12 protein-coding genes are annotated in these 16,741 nt (G+C 59.4%); 1 reads left to right on the forward strand and 11 read right to left on the reverse strand.

Features of this window, described 5'->3' with window-relative positions; all coding sequences use genetic code 11:
• Positions 1-52: 52 nt before the first annotated feature.
• Both ACM6IQ_RS17370 and ACM6IQ_RS17375 read right to left on the reverse strand, forming a co-directional pair.
• Positions 53-877 (reverse strand): SDR family oxidoreductase, encoded by an 825-nt coding sequence (locus tag ACM6IQ_RS17370; protein WP_017336619.1) that lies wholly within the window; start codon positions 875-877, stop codon positions 53-55.
• 33 nt (positions 878-910) lie between these two features.
• Positions 911-1,375 carry a hypothetical protein gene (locus ACM6IQ_RS17375; RefSeq protein ID WP_017336620.1) on the reverse strand — a complete coding sequence of 155 codons (465 nt, stop codon included), beginning with the start codon at positions 1,373-1,375 and terminating at the stop codon, positions 911-913.
• A gap of 202 nt (positions 1,376-1,577) precedes the next feature.
• On the opposite strand from ACM6IQ_RS17375, the gene ACM6IQ_RS17380 reads away from it, so the two are divergent.
• A complete protein-coding gene (locus tag ACM6IQ_RS17380; protein WP_414879407.1) occupies positions 1,578-4,217 on the forward strand; it encodes an RHS repeat domain-containing protein in 2,640 nt (879 codons plus the stop codon).
• Positions 4,218-4,314: 97 nt separating this feature from the next.
• Here ACM6IQ_RS17380 and ACM6IQ_RS17385 read toward each other — a convergent pair whose 3' ends face one another.
• From ACM6IQ_RS17385 to algK, 9 genes are all read right to left on the reverse strand, one after another.
• Positions 4,315-5,766, reverse strand: coding sequence for a mannose-1-phosphate guanylyltransferase/mannose-6-phosphate isomerase (locus ACM6IQ_RS17385; protein ID WP_017336622.1), 1,452 nt, complete (start codon positions 5,764-5,766; stop codon positions 4,315-4,317).
• A gap of 125 nt (positions 5,767-5,891) precedes the next feature.
• The gene (locus tag ACM6IQ_RS17390; RefSeq protein ID WP_414879408.1) at positions 5,892-6,545 is read right to left on the reverse strand and encodes an alginate O-acetyltransferase AlgF; all 654 of its coding nucleotides are present in this window, start codon (positions 6,543-6,545) and stop codon (positions 5,892-5,894) included.
• Positions 6,546-6,559: 14 nt separating this feature from the next.
• Positions 6,560-7,735 carry an alginate O-acetyltransferase gene (locus ACM6IQ_RS17395; RefSeq protein ID WP_017336624.1) on the reverse strand — a complete coding sequence of 392 codons (1,176 nt, stop codon included), beginning with the start codon at positions 7,733-7,735 and terminating at the stop codon, positions 6,560-6,562.
• 11 nt (positions 7,736-7,746) lie between these two features.
• Positions 7,747-9,312, reverse strand: a complete 1,566-nt coding sequence (locus tag ACM6IQ_RS17400; protein WP_017336625.1) for an MBOAT family O-acyltransferase — start codon at positions 9,310-9,312, stop codon at positions 7,747-7,749.
• Positions 9,313-9,559: 247 nt separating this feature from the next.
• The gene (locus ACM6IQ_RS17405) at positions 9,560-10,681 is read right to left on the reverse strand and encodes a mannuronate-specific alginate lyase (protein ID WP_017336626.1); all 1,122 of its coding nucleotides are present in this window, start codon (positions 10,679-10,681) and stop codon (positions 9,560-9,562) included.
• A 7-nt stretch (positions 10,682-10,688) separates the two neighbouring features.
• A complete protein-coding gene (locus tag ACM6IQ_RS17410) occupies positions 10,689-12,137 on the reverse strand; it encodes an alginate O-acetyltransferase (protein ID WP_414879409.1) in 1,449 nt (482 codons plus the stop codon).
• Positions 12,138-12,147: 10 nt separating this feature from the next.
• Positions 12,148-13,719, reverse strand: a complete 1,572-nt coding sequence (gene algG / locus ACM6IQ_RS17415; protein ID WP_017336628.1) for a mannuronan 5-epimerase AlgG — start codon at positions 13,717-13,719, stop codon at positions 12,148-12,150.
• A gap of 26 nt (positions 13,720-13,745) precedes the next feature.
• Positions 13,746-15,230, reverse strand: a complete 1,485-nt coding sequence (locus ACM6IQ_RS17420; RefSeq protein WP_414879410.1) for an alginate export family protein — start codon at positions 15,228-15,230, stop codon at positions 13,746-13,748.
• On the reverse strand, positions 15,227-16,729 hold the full coding sequence (gene algK / locus ACM6IQ_RS17425; protein WP_414879411.1) for an alginate biosynthesis TPR repeat lipoprotein AlgK: 1,503 nt from the start codon (positions 16,727-16,729) through the stop codon (positions 15,227-15,229). The genes ACM6IQ_RS17420 and algK overlap by 4 nt, the downstream gene beginning before the upstream one ends.
• Positions 16,730-16,741 lie beyond the last annotated feature (12 nt).

The following is a 16,741-nucleotide window of genomic DNA, read 5'->3' on the forward strand; positions in this document are numbered from 1 at the left end:
GAACCTGTTCTGACGCCATCGCCAGCCTGCTGGCGATGGCGTCAACTCGGTTTCAGAGCTGCCCACGCAACCCAAACCGCTTCATCAACCCCGACTCCAGCAACCCCTTGGGCAACAACCCCGCCAACAACGGCAACGCCCGGCTGCCATTGCCCAAACGAATCAGCCGCGGCGGCTTGCTCTGCTGCACGGCCTTGAGCAAACCGGCGGCAAATTCACTCGCCGGAGTGGGGTTGTCCTGAGACGCCTTGGCTCGCGCCCGGATGCCTTCTCGCAGTGGAAACCACGGCGACTGCTCGCTGATCAATTGCTCGGCCTCAGCCCCTGCATTCTTGGCAAAACTGGAGGCGATAGCACCCGGTTGTACCTCCATCACCCGCACGCCAAACGGCGCCAGTTCCATGCGCAACGCATCGCTCAAGGCGTGTACCGCCGCTTTCGACGCGCAATACGCGCCCGCGAACGGCGTGACCAACACGCCGGACACACTGCCGATATTCACCACGATCCCTTTGGCCCGGCGCAACACCGGAAACAGCGCGCGCGTCACGCCGACGATGGCAAACACATTGGTTTCGAACTGCCGTTGCATGGCCGGTACGCCGCCGTCCAGTAGCGGGCCCATCGCCCCATAACCGGCGTTGTTGATCAGTACATCGAGGCCGCCATGCCGTTGATTGATCTGTTCGCTCAACTGTTCGAGTGCCGCGCCATCGTTGACGTCCAGCTGCACGGCAGTGAACCCGGCGGCGGTCAAAACCGCCACGTCCTCAGCCTTGCGCGCACTGGCCCAGACTTCATAGCCGGCACCTTTGAAGGCATCGGCCAGGGCGCGGCCAATGCCGCTGGAACAACCGGTAATCAACGCAACGGGCATGGCGCGGTCCTTGTGCAGAAGAGAGAAAAGGGATCAGTCGGAGAAACTACCCTGCAAACGCTCGGCGCGAAACTCCAGGGTTTGCGGGCGATAGCCGGGGCGCAGCGGCGGCATGGGCAAACAGTCTTCCCAGTTCGCGCCGGCCTGCAATTCACCGGGACCGCGATAACGCGGCGCGGTGTATTGGTTGTCGGCCAGATTGACTGTGTCGCCCGGTGCGTACGCGGCGATGCGCCAACGCAGCTCGGTCAGCGGCACGTCGTTGCCGTTGTTCATTTTCAACAGCAGCGGGCGATCCGCCGGGCAGTGCTCCGGCGCATAAGTGATGCGCAACTCAAGCCGTGCCAGTTGCTTGACCTCGCGGTTGTCCATCCAGATCACCCAGGTGGCTACCACACCCAGTCCAATGGCGGCCGCCACCGAGACAGGCAAGGCCTTGGCCGGGTAACGCAGCAACAGGATCAGCCAGGTGATGACCAACAGGACGCCGATAAACATGTCGCACAACCTCGCAGGAGAGAGGCTCATCCTACCTAAGGGCGGGTGTGCTTGGCGATGGGCGTGGTGAGGGCGACCGTTTGTCGAGCCTGTAATTTGTGACAGTAGCCATGCGTGGGTTTTCAGCATTAGCTGGTGCAAATCGACATGAAGACGCCTGATGCGGCCTCACCTGGCTTTCATACATCGCGACACCCCAGAGATGACGGTCGTTGAACCGCGGGGGCTGGCTGTGCGTTCGGTGGATTACTACCGTGCCGTGGAGGGGGCGGATGCCGAAGCGCGGGTCAATCGCACGGTTCATGACCCGGTAGGCAGGGTGATTGCGCAGAGTGATCCGCGGTTGTTCCTGTATGCCACGGCACCGGCCAATCTGGTTACGATTCATGGACTCTCGGGCACGGCTTTGTGCACCCTCAGTGTCGATGCCGGTCTGCATGTGAGTCTGTTCGGCGAGGCGGGTCAGCCGGTTCACAGCTGGGATGGTCGGGGTTCGCAGCACTGGATGCACTACGATAATCAGCTGCGATTGACGGCGCTGTTCGAGCAAGCTGCGGAGGGCGAGGCGTTTTGCGCGGAACGTTTGACTTACGCGGCCAACGATCAGGCATTCGCCGATCACAACCAATGCGGCCGATTGATCTGCCACGAGGACCCGGCTGGGGCTGTGCTGTTCAATGACTACGGATTGAGCGGCGCGATACTCGAGCAAGAGCGGTGTTTTGCCAAGGAGTCGTCTCCCGGTTTCGCCACGCACTCACGATTCAATCCGTTGAACGATCTGCTGTCCCGAACCGATGCACAAGGTAACGAACAACGCTTCAGCCAGACCGTGGGCGGCCATTTATGCGCCGTGGACTTGCGCTTGAACAACACGCTGGAATGGCTGCCCATGGTCAGCGCCATCACCTGCAACGCCCACGGCCAGGTCGAAAGGGAAGTCGCCGGAAATGGCGTGATCACCACCCTCGAATACGGAGCCGAAGACGGGCGTCTGCAACGGCTGCTGTCCCGACTCGGTCAGGATGATCCGTTGCAGGACCTGCGTTATACCTACGACCCGGTCGGCAATGTGCGAAGCATCGAAGACGCCGCGCTGCCGATCCGCTACTTCGCCAATCAGCGCATCGAGCCGGTCAGTCATTACTTTTATGACACGCTTTACCGGCTGATCGAGGCCACAGGCTGGGAGGCCGGTTGGGTCAAACACGGCCCGTCATCGGCGATGACGGCGGACCCCGCCATGCCCGGCAACTACCGCCAGACCTACCGTTATGTCACCGGTAACAACCTGCTCGAACTGACCCACGTCGGCCCGCAAAACCACGGCCATCGGCTGGTTGCGGATGCCCACAGCAACCGCTGCCTGCCGGTGCGCGATGGTATCGAGCCGGGTGAGGAGGATTTCCGCAACAACTTCGACGCCAATGGCAACTTGCTGAAGCTGCAACCGGGGCGGACATTGCATTGGGATGTGCGCAATCAATTGTGTGAGGTCCGGCCGGTGGAGCGCGACGGTGCCGAAAGCGACAGCGAGCGCTATGTCTACGGTGCTGATGGAATGCGCGTTTGCAAGGTGCGCTCTCTGCAAACCAACGCCCGAACGGTTTTCGCCCAAACGCTCTATCTGCCCGCTCTGGAAATCCGCACCCACAGCGGCACTGGCGAAGTGCTGCACGTCATCGAGGTAGCGACCGGGCGCGGCAGCGTGCGGGTGTTGCACTGGGAGGTGGGAATACCGAATGAGATCACCAACAATCAGCAGCGCTACAGCCTGACGGATCATCTGGGCTCGAGCACGCTGGAGCTGGATCAGGACGCCAACGTCATCACCCAGGAACGGTATTACCCGTTTGGCGGCACGGCGTGGAGTAATGGCGCAGCGGTGCAGGTCAGTTACAAAACCGTGCGGTATTCGGGGAAGGAGCGGGACGCGACAGGGCTTTATTGCTATGGGTTCAGGTATTACATGCCGTGGTTGCAGCGGTGGTTGAATCCCGATCCGGCGGGAACTGTTGATGGTCTTAATTTATATCGGATGATTAGAAACGCACCGATAAATGAGATCGATGTCATGGGGTTGGCATCATCTGGAAATTTTAATGGTCTGAGAAGTACCTTTGCTAGTTTGCGTAAATGGGTTGTTTCAAAATGGAAGGGCGGGAGGGCTGACCAGTCAAGAAAGCCAAGTGCGCCAGGACCGAGTGCCTCTGTATATGACCGTGCAATCTTTACTCTTGCGCAAAGGGAGGGTAAGGCGAGCAGTATTGCGGATTTGAATGTATTTAAGGGGAATATTAACAATAACGTCGCGCAGCAGAACTTGAAGATTGAAGGTTTTCTTTATCGTAGTCACCACGTTGGTGCAATTAGTTCTACGGGGCTGATAAGAGCAAATGGAGCAGCAGAGCCAAGCGGTGACGAATTCTTTGCGCAGATTTTTCAGCACAGTGGAATGCAATCTGGGCTTGCAGGAAAGGTACTGTCTTTCACTCCTGATATTAATGTTGCTAGGCGATTCTCGAAAAGAGATGGGAATATTTTGGTTCGTGTTAATACCCGCTCGGATTCGGTAAAAGCGGGGTTTAGAACTACTGCCGATATAGTTCTGACAGACGCCGAGCGACTGATTGAAAATAGAGTAATTAGAATTCCCAGTCTGGTTAATGTGTTGGGGTATTTAGGGCAGGGGGAGATTGAGACTTTTTATATGGGAGGGGATATCCCGAGTGAGGCTGTTCAAGTTAATTATGAGGGTGGGTGGATCTCTGTTCAGGAATATGAAAATAAAAAGTCCAAGTTGTCAGCTCGGTTTGGAAAAGATTTACAAGTTGTGAAGTAAAAACTATCTACTTGGTGAGCCGTGAAAAAGCCCCCGCCCAACCCACTGCGGATAGGGAACGCAGTGGTCTGGACGGGGGCTTGTTTTTACCAACTACTTACTGCGCGATGGTTTTCACCGACACGCCGCGCTCGATCGGCGTAGACCGACCATAGATATCTTCAAACCGCTCGATATCGTCCTCACCCAGATAGCTGCCCGATTGCACTTCGATGATCTCGAGTGGAATCTTGCCCGGGTTGCGCAAACGGTGAACCGAAGCAATCGGAATGTAGGTCGACTGGTTTTCAGTCAGCAGAAACACATTCTCATCGCAGGTCACTTCGGCGGTGCCGCTGACCACGATCCAGTGTTCGGCGCGGTGGTGGTGCATTTGCAGCGACAGGCACGCGCCCGGTTTGACCGAGATGTGCTTGACCTGGAAGCGCCCGCCCATGTCGACCGAGTCGTAGGAGCCCCACGGACGATAGACTTCGCAGTGGTTCTGGGTTTCGCTGCGACCCTGTTCGTTGAGGGTGTTGACCATCTGTTTCACGCCTTGGACCGAGTCCTTGTGCGCGATCATCATGGCGTCCTTGGTTTCGACGACCACGATGTTTTCCAGGCCGATCACCGACACCAGTTTGCCATTGCCATGGATCATGCAGTTCTTGCTGTCCTGAATGACCACGTCGCCTTTGGTGACGTTACCGTTGACGTCTTTGTCATTCACTTCCCACAGCGACGCCCAGCAACCGACATCGCTCCAGCCTGCAGTGAGTGGTACGACGCAGGCGCGCTGGGTTTTTTCCATGACCGAGTAATCGATGGAGTTGTCCGGGCAGCAGGCGAAGGTGGCTTCGTCGATGGTGACCGTGTCGGCATCCTGTTCGCTGCGCTCAAGGGTCAGCAGGCAGGTGTCGTAGATGTCCGGATCGTGTTTTTTCAGCTCTTCCAGGAAGCGGCTGGCACGGAACAGGAACATGCCGCTGTTCCAGAAGTAACCGCCGGACTGGACGAACTCGGTGGCGCGTTTGACGTCAGGTTTTTCAACGAAGTGCGAGACGCGGCTGACGCCTTCAGGCAGCAGCGAGTCGTTGGTCGACTTGATGTAGCCGTAGCCGGTTTCCGGTTTGGTGGCCGGGACGCCGAACAGCACCATTTCGCCGTTTTCGGCGGCGACAGTGGCCAGGGCCAGGGCGCGTTGCAGGGCTTTCTGGTCTTCCAGGACGTGGTCGGCTGGCAGCACCAGCATCAGCTCGTCACGACCTTCATTGACCAGCATCATCGCGGTCAGGGCAACGGCCGGCGCGGTGTTGCGACCGAACGGTTCCATCAGGATGCGCTGGGTGTCCAGTTTACGGTTGGCCAGTTGCTCGTTGACGATGAAACGGTGGTCCTTGTTGCAGACCACGATCGGGGTGTCCATGCCTTCGAACACGAGGCGTTCCAGGGTTTGCTGGAACAGTGTGTGTTCGCCGGTCAGGGCGAGGAATTGCTTAGGGAACTGCTTACGGGAAAGCGGCCAAAGACGTGAGCCACTACCACCTGACAAGATCACCGGAATCATGTTGTTACTCCTTGAAAATCGTATGGGTCAGAGCTACTGCGTTCTGTCGTTTCACTCTTGTTCTTATTCCGTAGCCCGACTGACGACCCGGTCCCACAGGGGGACGGGGTCAATCAGGCAAATTTTTAGCGCGTCGAAACCGGGCGTTTTACCCAGACTGGCGACAGGCTGCTGCCGTTGCCGGTGACGTACAGCACCGCTGCTTCACCGCGTTCCAGGGCAACCGGCTTCACGTCGCCCACTTTCGTGGCGCCATCGTATAGCGCCAGGCTGACTTTGACCGGGTTGATTTCACGCTCGCCACGGCCCTTGGCGGCCACGGATGGCACCACTTCGGTCTTGCCGTCAGCGGTTTTCAGGGTCAAGGCCTTGTCGCTCAGGTTCTGCACGCGAACCAGGGATTTTTGCTTGTTCTTGAACGGCGGTTCTTCGATCAGTTGTGGTGCGCCGCTGGCGTTGTTGACCAGGGTGTAATAGTGATCACCGGCCAGTTTCACCGGCAGGGTCTGGCTGCCGACCTTGGCGCTGTAGTCGCCGCCCGGCATGAAGCTGAAGTCGGTGCTGGACAGCGGCGCGACGTCGGCCAGGTTGGTGCTGCCGACGGTGGCGCTGACTTCAGCGTTGCCGGCGTTGTAGACACGCACGAAGCTCGAGCCTTTCGGTGCAGTCGGGCCGTAGAGCGCGGAGTCACCCGCGAAGGCGGACATCGACAACACGCTCATGCCAGCAACAAGTGCAAAGGTCTTGGCGAGACGGCGAGGAGTAGTAGTGAAAGTCATGGTGTACCTCTCTTTCAGTTTTGCGCCCGGTCGGGCGTCTCGGATTTAGTGTTTGCGGCTACGTTTTGTTGGCGAGCGCCGGCTTCTTTGAGCTCTGCGACCCACTGTGGGTCGGCGTCGCCGATTTCGTTGTTCACAGGCAGATAACGTTCAGGAAACTCCCAGATCAGCACTTGTGGCGGGCTGTTCTTGAAAGCATCGCTTTTCAGGTAGCTGAGCATCGGCAGAATTGGGCCGTGGCCGTCTTCGGCGTAATTGACCACGTCGCTCTTCAGCGCTTGTTTCAACGCACCGACGAAGTTCCAGTTCGGGTTGGCGCTGTAGCTGGTGCCGATCAGGGCCACCGGCACTTCGGTGTTGGCGAACAGCGCGTCATCACCGCCAGCCTGATCGTCGGCCACCACGGTGTTGCGTTTCTGCAACGGCTCGGTCGCCGGCATCAGGTTTTCGAACAGCGGATCGAGCGGCAGGAACAAGCGCAGGTCACCCTTGTGGGTCACTGTCTCTGCCGGCTCGGTGACGAAACGTTGTGGCTCGCCGCTGAGCGGGGTTTTTTCGGCAATGGTCTTGGCCAGAGTCTCGGCGGCGATTTGTGCGCCTTCCGGGGTCCAGTGGGTGTCGGTGCGCAGGAACACTTGCTGACCGTCGAGCTTGGCCTTCAGCAACGGGCCGTACAGGTCGGGGGCGAGGATCTTGTTGGCCGCCACACGGGCGTGGAAGTCCTCATAGAGGTTGGCGTGAATGCTCGAAGGCTTCTCTTCGCCCAGGTGTTCCGGGTACAGGCGAGTCTTGGCCGGCACAATCGCCATCACCAGTTTCACGCCTTTGGCTTTCAGTGCCTGGCGTACGCCTTCGACCAGCGCGTAGTTGCCTTGCAGGTTCAGCTCTTCGTTGACGATCGGGTTGAATTCCTCATCGCTGTACAACCACTGGTCACGGCCGAGCACGACGCCCGGACGACCTTCGTTGAACAGTTTGAAATCCAGCGCGGCCCAGAGGTTGGTGCCCAGGCGCTTGATCGGGAACTCGTCGTCGTAATGCGTTTCCACGGCTTTCGCCCAGCGGCCGTTGAGCACCGTCGCGTCGGCGTTGGTGCTGAAGCCGAGGAAGCTGCGCGTCGACCACAGGCCCAGCACCAGCAGGGTCACCATGAACAAGGTGATGTAGAAGATACGTAATGAGCGGGTCATGGTCAGATCCCTCAGAACTGGAAGTAAAGGAACGGCGAGAAGCTTTGCGCCGAGAGTTTGAAAATCGAGGCGATGAATAGCACCAGTACCAGCGTGCGCATCACGTAACGCGACCAGTCCGCCGTCCAGTAGGCCGGTTGCACGGTGGCTTCAACGCCGACGGTGTAACCCGGTTCGTGGATGCTGGCCGGGTTGTCGCCCGGTACGGCTTTGATCATTCCAGGCGTCGCGGCAGCCGGGCCATCGGCCTCGACGTTCACAACAGGCTTGGTCTTCTCAGGCGGCAGGTTGCTGTAGAAGTCACGGATACCGAAGAACGCCAGGGTCATATAAGCCACCACCAGTGTCGCCACTTGCAGACCGGTGAGGCTGGCCTGGTTGAGTTCCGACAGCGACCATTCGCCAAAGCTGAACATCGCGCCGTACATACGGCCGGCGACGTGCAGGTTTTCCGAGCGGAAGATCACCCAGCCCATGACCACGAGCAGGAACGTCAGTGCCCAGCGGATCGGGTTGATGCTGCGTGGCGAGGTGTTCAGGCCCAGGGCTTTTTCAATTGCCAGCCACATGCCGTGCCATGCACCCCACACGATGTAAGTGATGTTCGCGCCGTGCCACAGACCACCGAGCAGCATGGTCAGGAACAGGTTGCGATAGGTCATCAGCGTGCCTTTGCGGTTACCGCCCAGCGTGATGTACAGGTAGTCACGCAACCAGGTGGACAGGCTGATGTGCCAGCGACGCCAGAACTCGGTGATCGACTGGCTGATGTACGGCTGCTTGAAGTTTTCCATGAAGCGGAAACCCATCATCAAGCCCAGGCCGATGGCCATGTCGCTGTAGCCCGAGAAGTCGAAATACAGTTGCGCGGTGTAGGCCAGGGCGCCGAGCCAGGCATCGCCCGTGGTCGGGTTCTGCAAGGCGAAGCAGTGGTCGGCCACCACCGCGAGGGTGTCGGCGATGAAGACCTTCTTGATGAAACCCTGCATGAACCGCGTGGCACCTTCGGAGAACTTGTCGAGGGTGTGGGTGCGGTTGTTGAACTGGTCGGCGAGGTCGCGGAAACGCAGCACCGGACCGGCAATCAGGTGCGGGAAGATCGCCACGAACGCCGCGAAGTCGATCAGGTTGCGCGTTGCCGGGGTGTCACCACGGTAGACGTCGATGATGTAGCTGATGGACTCGAAGATGTAGAACGAGATCCCGATCGGCAACAGCACATGGGTCAGGATGAACGGCGACAGACCGACCGAAGTCATCATCGCGTTGATGCTGTCGACGCCGAAGTTGGCGTACTTGAAGTAGCCGAGAATGCACAGGTCGACAGCCACGCCGAGCAGCAGCCAGCGCTGGGCCGGTTTGGTCCGAACGCCTGCGGCGCCGACTTTGAGGCCGATCCAGTAGTTCCACAGCGTGACGGCGGCGAACAGCGCGAGGAAGTCCACGCGCCACCAGGCATAGAACACATAGCTGGCGATCAGCAGCAGCAGGTTGCGATAGCGTATTCCGCTCAAGTAATACATGCCGAGAAAGATCGGCAGGAACAAGAACAGGAACACGTTGGATGAAAATACCATCCCGGTCTCTCCATGTTTAACCAACAGTCAAGGGCCGCAGCCCCCCCAAACCCCCCCATAGAATTCGGGACGGTTGTATTGCATGTTGCGCACTAGCCTGTGGCGAGGGAGCTTGCTCCCGCTGGGGTGCGAAGCGCCCCTGAACCTGATGAACGCGGTGTGTCAGTCAGTCCGCGTTTACTGGGTTACGACTGCTTCGCAGCCGAGCGGGAGCAAGCTCCCTCGCCACAGGGGAATACAGTGAACGTTAAGAGCCTTTACCTTTTTCGTTGGCCGGATCGTAGACCTTGGTCAGGTCACCCCCGAGGCGGAAGGTCTTGAATGGCTGCATCTCGTGCTTCTTCTCAAGCACATCCGGCGAGCAGGTGTAGAGCGTGCAGAACGGTTCGAGCCAGGCGAATTTCGAGTCGACCTTGAGGTCGGTCATGTCCTGTTCCTTACCGTTCTTCTTCTCGAATTCTTCCGGGTCTTTGACACCCGCGAGCACTCGGTCACCCAGGCGTTTCAATGCGCCGTTGTTTTCCTGACGCAAGTCCACACCGTTGACCTGAGCGAAACTGGCGATCATCGCCAATGGCGGCAGGGCATAGTTGTGATAGGCGAGGGCGCGTTGCTGGCGCTTGAGTTCGTTCGGCAGGAAACCCTGGGCGTCGATCTGATTGGCGCCGACCTTGAATTCCTTCACCGACCAGTCGAACAGGTCGCGGCGGTTGGTGGCGATGGACGTTGCCATCACCGACCAGGCGGACCAGTACGAGTGGTTGTTGGTTTTTTCCAGCGGCAGGTTGTCCCAGTCACTGACCACCTGATCTGCCATTTTGCTGAACCAGGCTTCAATCAACTGCGACTCTTGCTGATGGTTGGCCAACGGATGCGAGTCGGAGAATTTCAGGCGCAGGTACGAAGACGCCATGCTGCCCAGCGCCCATTTGCGCATGGACTTGCCGGTGTGGTTGAAGTCCTTGGACATCAACGCATCGGCCTTGGCCCACGCGGTCAACCAGTTCAGCGTGCATTCGAGCTGTTCCGGGCGACCGTCACGCATGTACTGCATCACGCGCTTGCTGGTGCCGCGCTCGATCTTGGTGATGTCGGCGGTGGTGTCGCGGAAGGCTTTTTCCGAGGCTTTGTTCAGGGTCGAACGTGCCTTGTCGGAGCCTTCGTATTTGCTGCGAAATTGCAGCGAACCGGTGTAGGGCGTCGGCATGGCGTCACAGCCTTCGCTCTTGTCGCCGGTTTTGATTTTTTCGATCGGCGCGAAGTAACCCTGGGGTGGACGCAGGGGCGCGGCGGCCTGGGTCGCACCGGCAAACATGGCCAGGCTCAACAGGGACGGTGCGATCAATCTTTTCAAAGTTCGGGTTTGCATGATTGCCTCATTGCCCGGCTTGAGCGGTACGTTGCTCAGCGCCTGGGAACACGTTGCGTTTGCAGATTTTCGCTTCGACTTTCTGTGGCGCGGCACCTGCTTCAGGGCCCTGGACTTCGACGGCCAGCAGATTCTGCGAGGCCCAGTCTTCGTCCGTGCGCAACTCGAAAGCGAAACGCCCGTCGGTTTCGGAGGTTTCCGGTTTTTCGATCTTGATGTCCTCGTGGCGACCGTTCATGTACCAGAGGGTGGCTTGCAGGGTTTTCACCGACGTATCGGCGAAACGGATGTCAACCTGGTGACCGCTGTTTTGCAGGTTCAGGTTCTTGCTGTTGACCATCAATTCGTTCTTGCCCGGTTTCAACGTGGCACTGCCGCTCATCTGTGCATCCTTTCCTTCGCAGCCGTTGTCCAGCAGCGCCATCATCTGGCGGTAGATGGTTTCCTGGTCGAGGCGATAGAGCGGCGAGAATTCCCAGATCAGAATCTTCGGCGGCTTGGTCTGGAACTCTTCGCTGCCCAGGTACTGCAGCATCGAACCTTCCAGGCCACCGCCAGGGAACGCCACGTTGAGGATGTCGGCGCCGATGGCCTCTTCGAGGAAACCGGCGAAGTTGTAGTTCTTGCCACTGTGGCTGGTGCCGACCAGGGTGATCTCGGGATTGCCGGAGTCACTGAACAGGTCGCCGTCCGCCGCTTCGCCTTTCGGCTCGGTGGTGAATTGATCCATGTACTGGATCGCGTAGCTGGTGCCACAGAGTTGACCGGCCATGTTGTGTAACGTTCCGGTCTTGCCCATGCGACCCGACTTATGGCTCTCGAATTCGCGTTTCGGAATGCCGGCAAACTCAGGCAGTTGCTTGATTTTCTCACCGACGATTTTCGCCGTGCGCTGGGCGCCATACGGCGTCCAGTGCTGATCGCCGCGGAAGTAGAAGTCGTGGGCGGGCAGGGTGTCGGGCAGCGATTCGTTGGTCAGCGGCGACAGGTCTGGCACTACGTAACCCATCTGCTCGAAACGGCCGAGCATGGTCTTGTAGTTCTTCAAAGCCTTGTCGAAATCGAATTTGGCCTTGTCTTCCGGATTGAGCTTGTTGCGGTTCACCAGGCCACGCGTGGGTTGATAAACAACGACGAGCTCCACGCCTTTGCTCTTGAACGCATCGTGCAGTTCTTTCATGCGTTTGTAGCCGGCGGGGGTGGTGTTGAATTCGGTGCGCAAGTCTTCCTGCGTACGGAACAGCCAGTCGCCCTGGGCCTGCACCAGCGTGGTGAAGTTCTGCTGATAACGCGTGGTGTAGTTCTTCGCGTCGTGGGCTTCGGGGCACAGGTTGCAGCACGGTTCGGCGCTGAAGTTCGGTGCCTTGACTTCATCGGCACGGACGCCAGCGCTGGCTGCGAGAATGCCGGCGGTCAGGGCCGACAAGCTGAGTAATTTGATCAAGTGTGGGTGCATAAGATTATCCTCAGTCCCGCATTTCGGTCTGGCGTTCGACAGGGTCGATCAGCACGGCTTTCTGCTGGCGTACCAGCAGGTCGAGAATTTCATCCTGACGCTCGCCGAGAATCCCGTTGAAGCTGATGCCGCTGGATTTCGTCGGGGCGAGCATGGACACGCGATACAGCTCGACGCTCAGCGGCGAGTCGATGGACAGCGGCCCGCTGCCGTTACCGGCCAGTTCGCCGCCGACGATGATCAGCGACACCTGGGCGTCGAACGGGTCGAGCTTGATGTCGCGGTCGGTGTCGGTCAGGTCCTTGATGTGGCCGTAGACGCCGGTCAGCCCGTTGGCCATGGCCAGGTTTTCGTAGAGGCGGATGTTCACGCTGTTACGAATACGGATGCCGTGGCGACGGTTGCTGATCACCTTGTTGGCCCACAGCAGGTTGTCGGCACTCTCGTAGAGGGTGATGCCGTCGGTGTGGTTCTTGTAGATCTCGTTGTAGGCGATGACGTTGTTGACGCTGTTACGGTCGATCACCAGGCCCGACAACTTGTTGTCGTAGCTGCGGTTGTTGAAGATGAAGCTGTCGTTGACCTCACGGGAAATGATGATCCCGTGCTTCTTCTTGGTCCCGTAGACGGTGTTGTCGGCGATGATCAGCCCGTGGGAACGGTCATGCGGGTCAATGCCGTAGACGATGTTGTCTTTGTAGGTGTTGCCCTTGACCACGAAGTCGCGGGTTTCGTAGCAGTAGAAGCCGTACCACATGTCCGAGAACTCGGAGCCGACGATCCAGCCGCTCGGTTCTGGGCGCTTGAGCACCTTGGCCATGTTCGGCGTGTACTGGGAAATACTTACGCCGTAGGACTTACTGTTGGCGTAACCGAAACTGGCGATCTTGCTATTGGCGATGTAAGTCTGGGTGCCGCCCCAGGACAGCAGGAACGGACGGAATTCCTTCGGCGACTTGAAGGCCGCCGGGCCGTTTGCTTTCTCGCTCCAGCCCGTGATTTTGGTATCACGCACAAACAGCTGACCGTCGTTGACCAGGAATGAACCGGCCTCTTGGGACAGGCGCAATTCCTGGGTCTGCTTGTCGATTTCCAGGATGCCTTTCTCACCGACCACGATCGGCAACTTCGCCAGGAACACGCCCGGCGAGGTTTCGCTGAAGTACTGCTTGGGCAGCTTCTTGGTCAGGTCCTTGAGGTTCATGTAGCCGTCGTCGATGAAAATCGCCTGCGGGATGCCGTGCTGACGCACCACCCATTCGGCCATTTTGTTATCGCCGCCGATGAAGTCCTTCAGGGCGTTTTCCTGCATCATCCGGCGTACGCTGATCTTGCCGGCCTTGGTGCGCACGACTTTCGCAGCGATGGCTTCGGCGGTGTAGCCGGAGGTGTCTGGCAGTTTCGGTTTTTCCAGCTCCAGCGGCGCGGTTGGCGCGCTGCTGACGGTGTAGGTCTTGGCCTGCTGCAATTCCTTGGCCGTGGTGACCGGCTTGACCGGTTCCACATTGGCGAAGCACGCCGAGCTTGCCAGCAGCATCGCGCCGGCCAGCAAGGTCAGTGAGCCTCTCTTCGGACTGTTCATGTCAGGAACTCCCTTAGCGGTTCGCATCAGAAGCGCCAGATCACGTCGACAAACGCGCGGTGCATGTACGAGTCGACTTCCTTGCCGTAGGCATCGCCTGGCTTGAACACACCGCCACGCAAGCGCACGAGGGCCGAAGGCTCATCGATCGACTGGCTCAACGCGGCAGGCAACAGGCCTTGCTTGAAGTACTTGGTGACCACGAGGTCCATTTCCTGGCCGAGGTCTTTGTTGCCATCTTCCAGCGGCAGGGACGTGCTGGAGAGAATCGCTCCGGTCGGGTCGGTGTCGTTCTCGACGGCGTTGATGCCGTTGCTGCCGACCGGCTTGTTGCCGTCGACGCGCCAGAACTTGTGGTAGATCACACTGGCGTCGTATTCGTCGTTGAGCATCCACGAACCGAACAACGTTGCGGTTTGCATGTTGTTCATTTCGCCACGGAACGCTTCGCCGAAACGGTGAACCCGCGAACGCGTACCGGTGTAGTTCGAACGGTTGCTTTCCAGGCCGTTCTGTTCGTAATCGGCACTGGCGCGGGCATAGGCTGCACCCACTTGCCATTGCGGATCGAGGCGCAGGCGCACGCCGATATCGGTGGCCCAGCCGTTGAGGTCTTCACCGCGCTTGGCTTCTGTCGGACGGGTACCGTCGGCGTTGAGCTGATTCACCGTGTCGGTGTCGCCGCTCATGCCGGTGACGCTGCCCCAGTAATTGACGGTGTTGGTGTTGCGGTAGTTGTAGGCGTCGCTGTCGGCGGTGAGGCCGAGCCAGCTGATGTCGCCGTTCTGTTTCTTGTCCAGCGAGTCGCCGGCCACACCCGGTTCCGGGTAGTCGAGCTTGCCGTCATCGTGGGTGTGATGACCGCGAATCCCGACCCAGTTGCCCGGCGTCCATTGGTACGCGGTATCGGCGTAGACGTGCAGGCGATCCTTGTCTTTCGGTGCCAGCTCTTTCAGGTCGGTGCGGTATTCGCTGAAGCGTTCGGCAATACCGACGTTGGCGCGCAACAGGGTGGTGTCGAAGGTCCAGTTCAGGGCTTCGATGTTGGTGTCGCGCCATTGGCCGTCGTCGTTGCGCAGACGTTGGCGACCGAGCTTCAACTGCTCGCCCGGGTACGGCGTGAGGCCGCTGTAGCCGACCCAGAATTCGCGCATGGCCAGGTAGTTTTTCTTGGTCTTGCGATCACCGTTGTCGGTGGTCTGGGTGCCGTCGTTGTCGGACTGCTGCAAGGTGTCGGTTTCGATGATGTCGGTGGACGTCACGGCCTGACCCATCGCGTAGGCGCTCCACGCGCCGCTCTCGCCATAGACCCAGGGGCGCAGGTCGAGGCCGACGCCGCTGACGTCGCCGCCACTGGCGGTGCCGAGGTCACGGTCGTCTTCGGACTGGCCGGTGACTTTCACGTCGAGACCGTGGTTCTTGGTGTCGGTCAAGGCCGCCAGGGTTGGGCACGACCACAAGAGGGCGAATGACAGGCCGATACCGGCCTTCACGAATGGATTCAACTTCATAGGGATTCCTCGCCGTCTTCTTCTTCCAGGGCATGCAGTTCCAGCGTGTTCTGACTCAAGGCACCACGAACGGCCTGTTCTTGTTTCAACAGGCGTTGGGCCTCGGCGAGCTGGGCAGGCGGCAGTTGGGTTTCGAGTGTTTGTGCAAGCTCGGTGGCTTGCGGCGTGTTCTGTGCCTTGGCCAATTGGCTGAAGACGTAAGCGTTAAGCGGGTTGGGCCGGGTGCCCTTGCCTTGGGAAAACAGCTGGGCGATGGCGAAGTCGGCACTGTTCTGGCCGTTGCGCGCAGCGGTCAGCAGGTGATCCAGGGCTTTCTGCGAATAGACCTTGCCCAGGTAACCGCGGCGGTAAATCTGGCCGAGGTAGTAATCGGCGGCGACTTCTTTGCCGACGGCTTTCTGGAAATGCTCTTCGGCGACTTTCGCGTCGGCCGGCACCCATTTGCCTTCGTAGTAAAGCTTGCCGAGCAACAGTTCGGCGCGCGGCTGGTCAGCGGCGCGGCCGTTGTCCAGGTACTTCATCATCGTGTCGACGTCACCGAGTTCCGGGAAGTCGTAGAGCAATTGCGCCAGGCTGACCCAGGAAGCGGGGTAGGCGGGGGCGATGTCTTCGAGCAGCGACTGAGCGGTTTTTTCGTCGGTCTTGCCCAGGCTTGCATCACCGAGCACGCGCGCGACGCTGTCCACGCGTTGAGCGGAAACGGTGCCGCGGGTATGCGCCGCTTGCATCTGCTTGATCAGCTCGGCCTGCTGTTCCGGCTTGCCTTGCTTCTGGTAAACCGTGGCCAGCTCGACATAGCAGATGTCGGTGGTGTTCAACGCGGCTTTGCAGATGGTGACGACTTCGTCGAGGTGCTGGTCGTAGGTGCCCTGGGTGCGATAGAGCAGCACTTGGGCCAGGCCCGCTTCCGGTTTGCCTTCGGCGCGCCATTGACTGATCTGCTGTTGCGCGTTGACGTTGGGGAAACTGTGCGGGTATTGCAGGTACAGCATCGCCAGCGGAATCAGGGTATTGCCTTCGCCATTGGCCGAGGCTTTTTTCAACAGGCCTTCGGCTTCGTGCTGTTCGGCTTCGGTGGAACCGGGCTTGGCCACCAGCAGGCGACCCAGGCGAGCCTGGGCGCGCGGCGAAACGTCGGCCGCGGCGCGATAAGTCGCCTCGGCCTGTTTGATCTGCGCCGGGTCGCGGCTGTCGACCTGGATATCGGCGAGGCCTACTTGCGCCTCGCTGTAGCCCAGGTCGGCCAGTTGCTTGTAGTTCTGCTGCGCCAGCGTGGTGTCGCCGCGCTTCAGGGCTTCATTGGCCAGGCGCTGGTCGGGCAGGCCAGCGCAACCGGCCAGGCTCACGGCCAGGGCCAAAGCACACACCGCACCCCTGTGGGAGCCAGCCTGCTGGCGATTCAAGCGGCTCGGTACATCAAACAAACCGCGGCGATCCCATCGCGAGCAGGCTCGCTCCCACAGGGACTGCGGCGTATTCGAGATTTTTGTGATGGTCACGGGCATGTCCTC

The sequence above is a fragment of the Pseudomonas sp. IT-P100 genome, assembly GCF_949767185.1.
GTDB lineage: Bacteria > Pseudomonadota > Gammaproteobacteria > Pseudomonadales > Pseudomonadaceae > Aquipseudomonas > Aquipseudomonas fluorescens_B.

Bases quoted from the DNA above. Each gene is read 5' to 3' on its own strand.
- ACM6IQ_RS17370 (WP_017336619.1), bottom strand. From the start codon at position 877: ATGCCCGTTGCGTTGATTACCGGTTGTTCCAGCGGCATTGGCCGCGCC.
- ACM6IQ_RS17375 (WP_017336620.1), bottom strand. From the start codon at position 1,375: ATGTTTATCGGCGTCCTGTTGGTCATCACCTGGCTGATCCTGTTGCTG.
- ACM6IQ_RS17380 (WP_414879407.1), top strand. From the start codon at position 1,578: ATGACGGTCGTTGAACCGCGGGGGCTGGCTGTGCGTTCGGTGGATTAC.
- ACM6IQ_RS17385 (WP_017336622.1), bottom strand. From the start codon at position 5,766: ATGATTCCGGTGATCTTGTCAGGTGGTAGTGGCTCACGTCTTTGGCCG.
- ACM6IQ_RS17390 (WP_414879408.1), bottom strand. From the start codon at position 6,545: ATGACTTTCACTACTACTCCTCGCCGTCTCGCCAAGACCTTTGCACTT.
- ACM6IQ_RS17395 (WP_017336624.1), bottom strand. From the start codon at position 7,735: ATGACCCGCTCATTACGTATCTTCTACATCACCTTGTTCATGGTGACC.
- ACM6IQ_RS17400 (WP_017336625.1), bottom strand. From the start codon at position 9,312: ATGGTATTTTCATCCAACGTGTTCCTGTTCTTGTTCCTGCCGATCTTT.
- ACM6IQ_RS17405 (WP_017336626.1), bottom strand. From the start codon at position 10,681: ATGCAAACCCGAACTTTGAAAAGATTGATCGCACCGTCCCTGTTGAGC.
- ACM6IQ_RS17410 (WP_414879409.1), bottom strand. From the start codon at position 12,137: ATGCACCCACACTTGATCAAATTACTCAGCTTGTCGGCCCTGACCGCC.
- algG (WP_017336628.1), bottom strand. From the start codon at position 13,719: ATGAACAGTCCGAAGAGAGGCTCACTGACCTTGCTGGCCGGCGCGATG.
- ACM6IQ_RS17420 (WP_414879410.1), bottom strand. From the start codon at position 15,230: ATGAAGTTGAATCCATTCGTGAAGGCCGGTATCGGCCTGTCATTCGCC.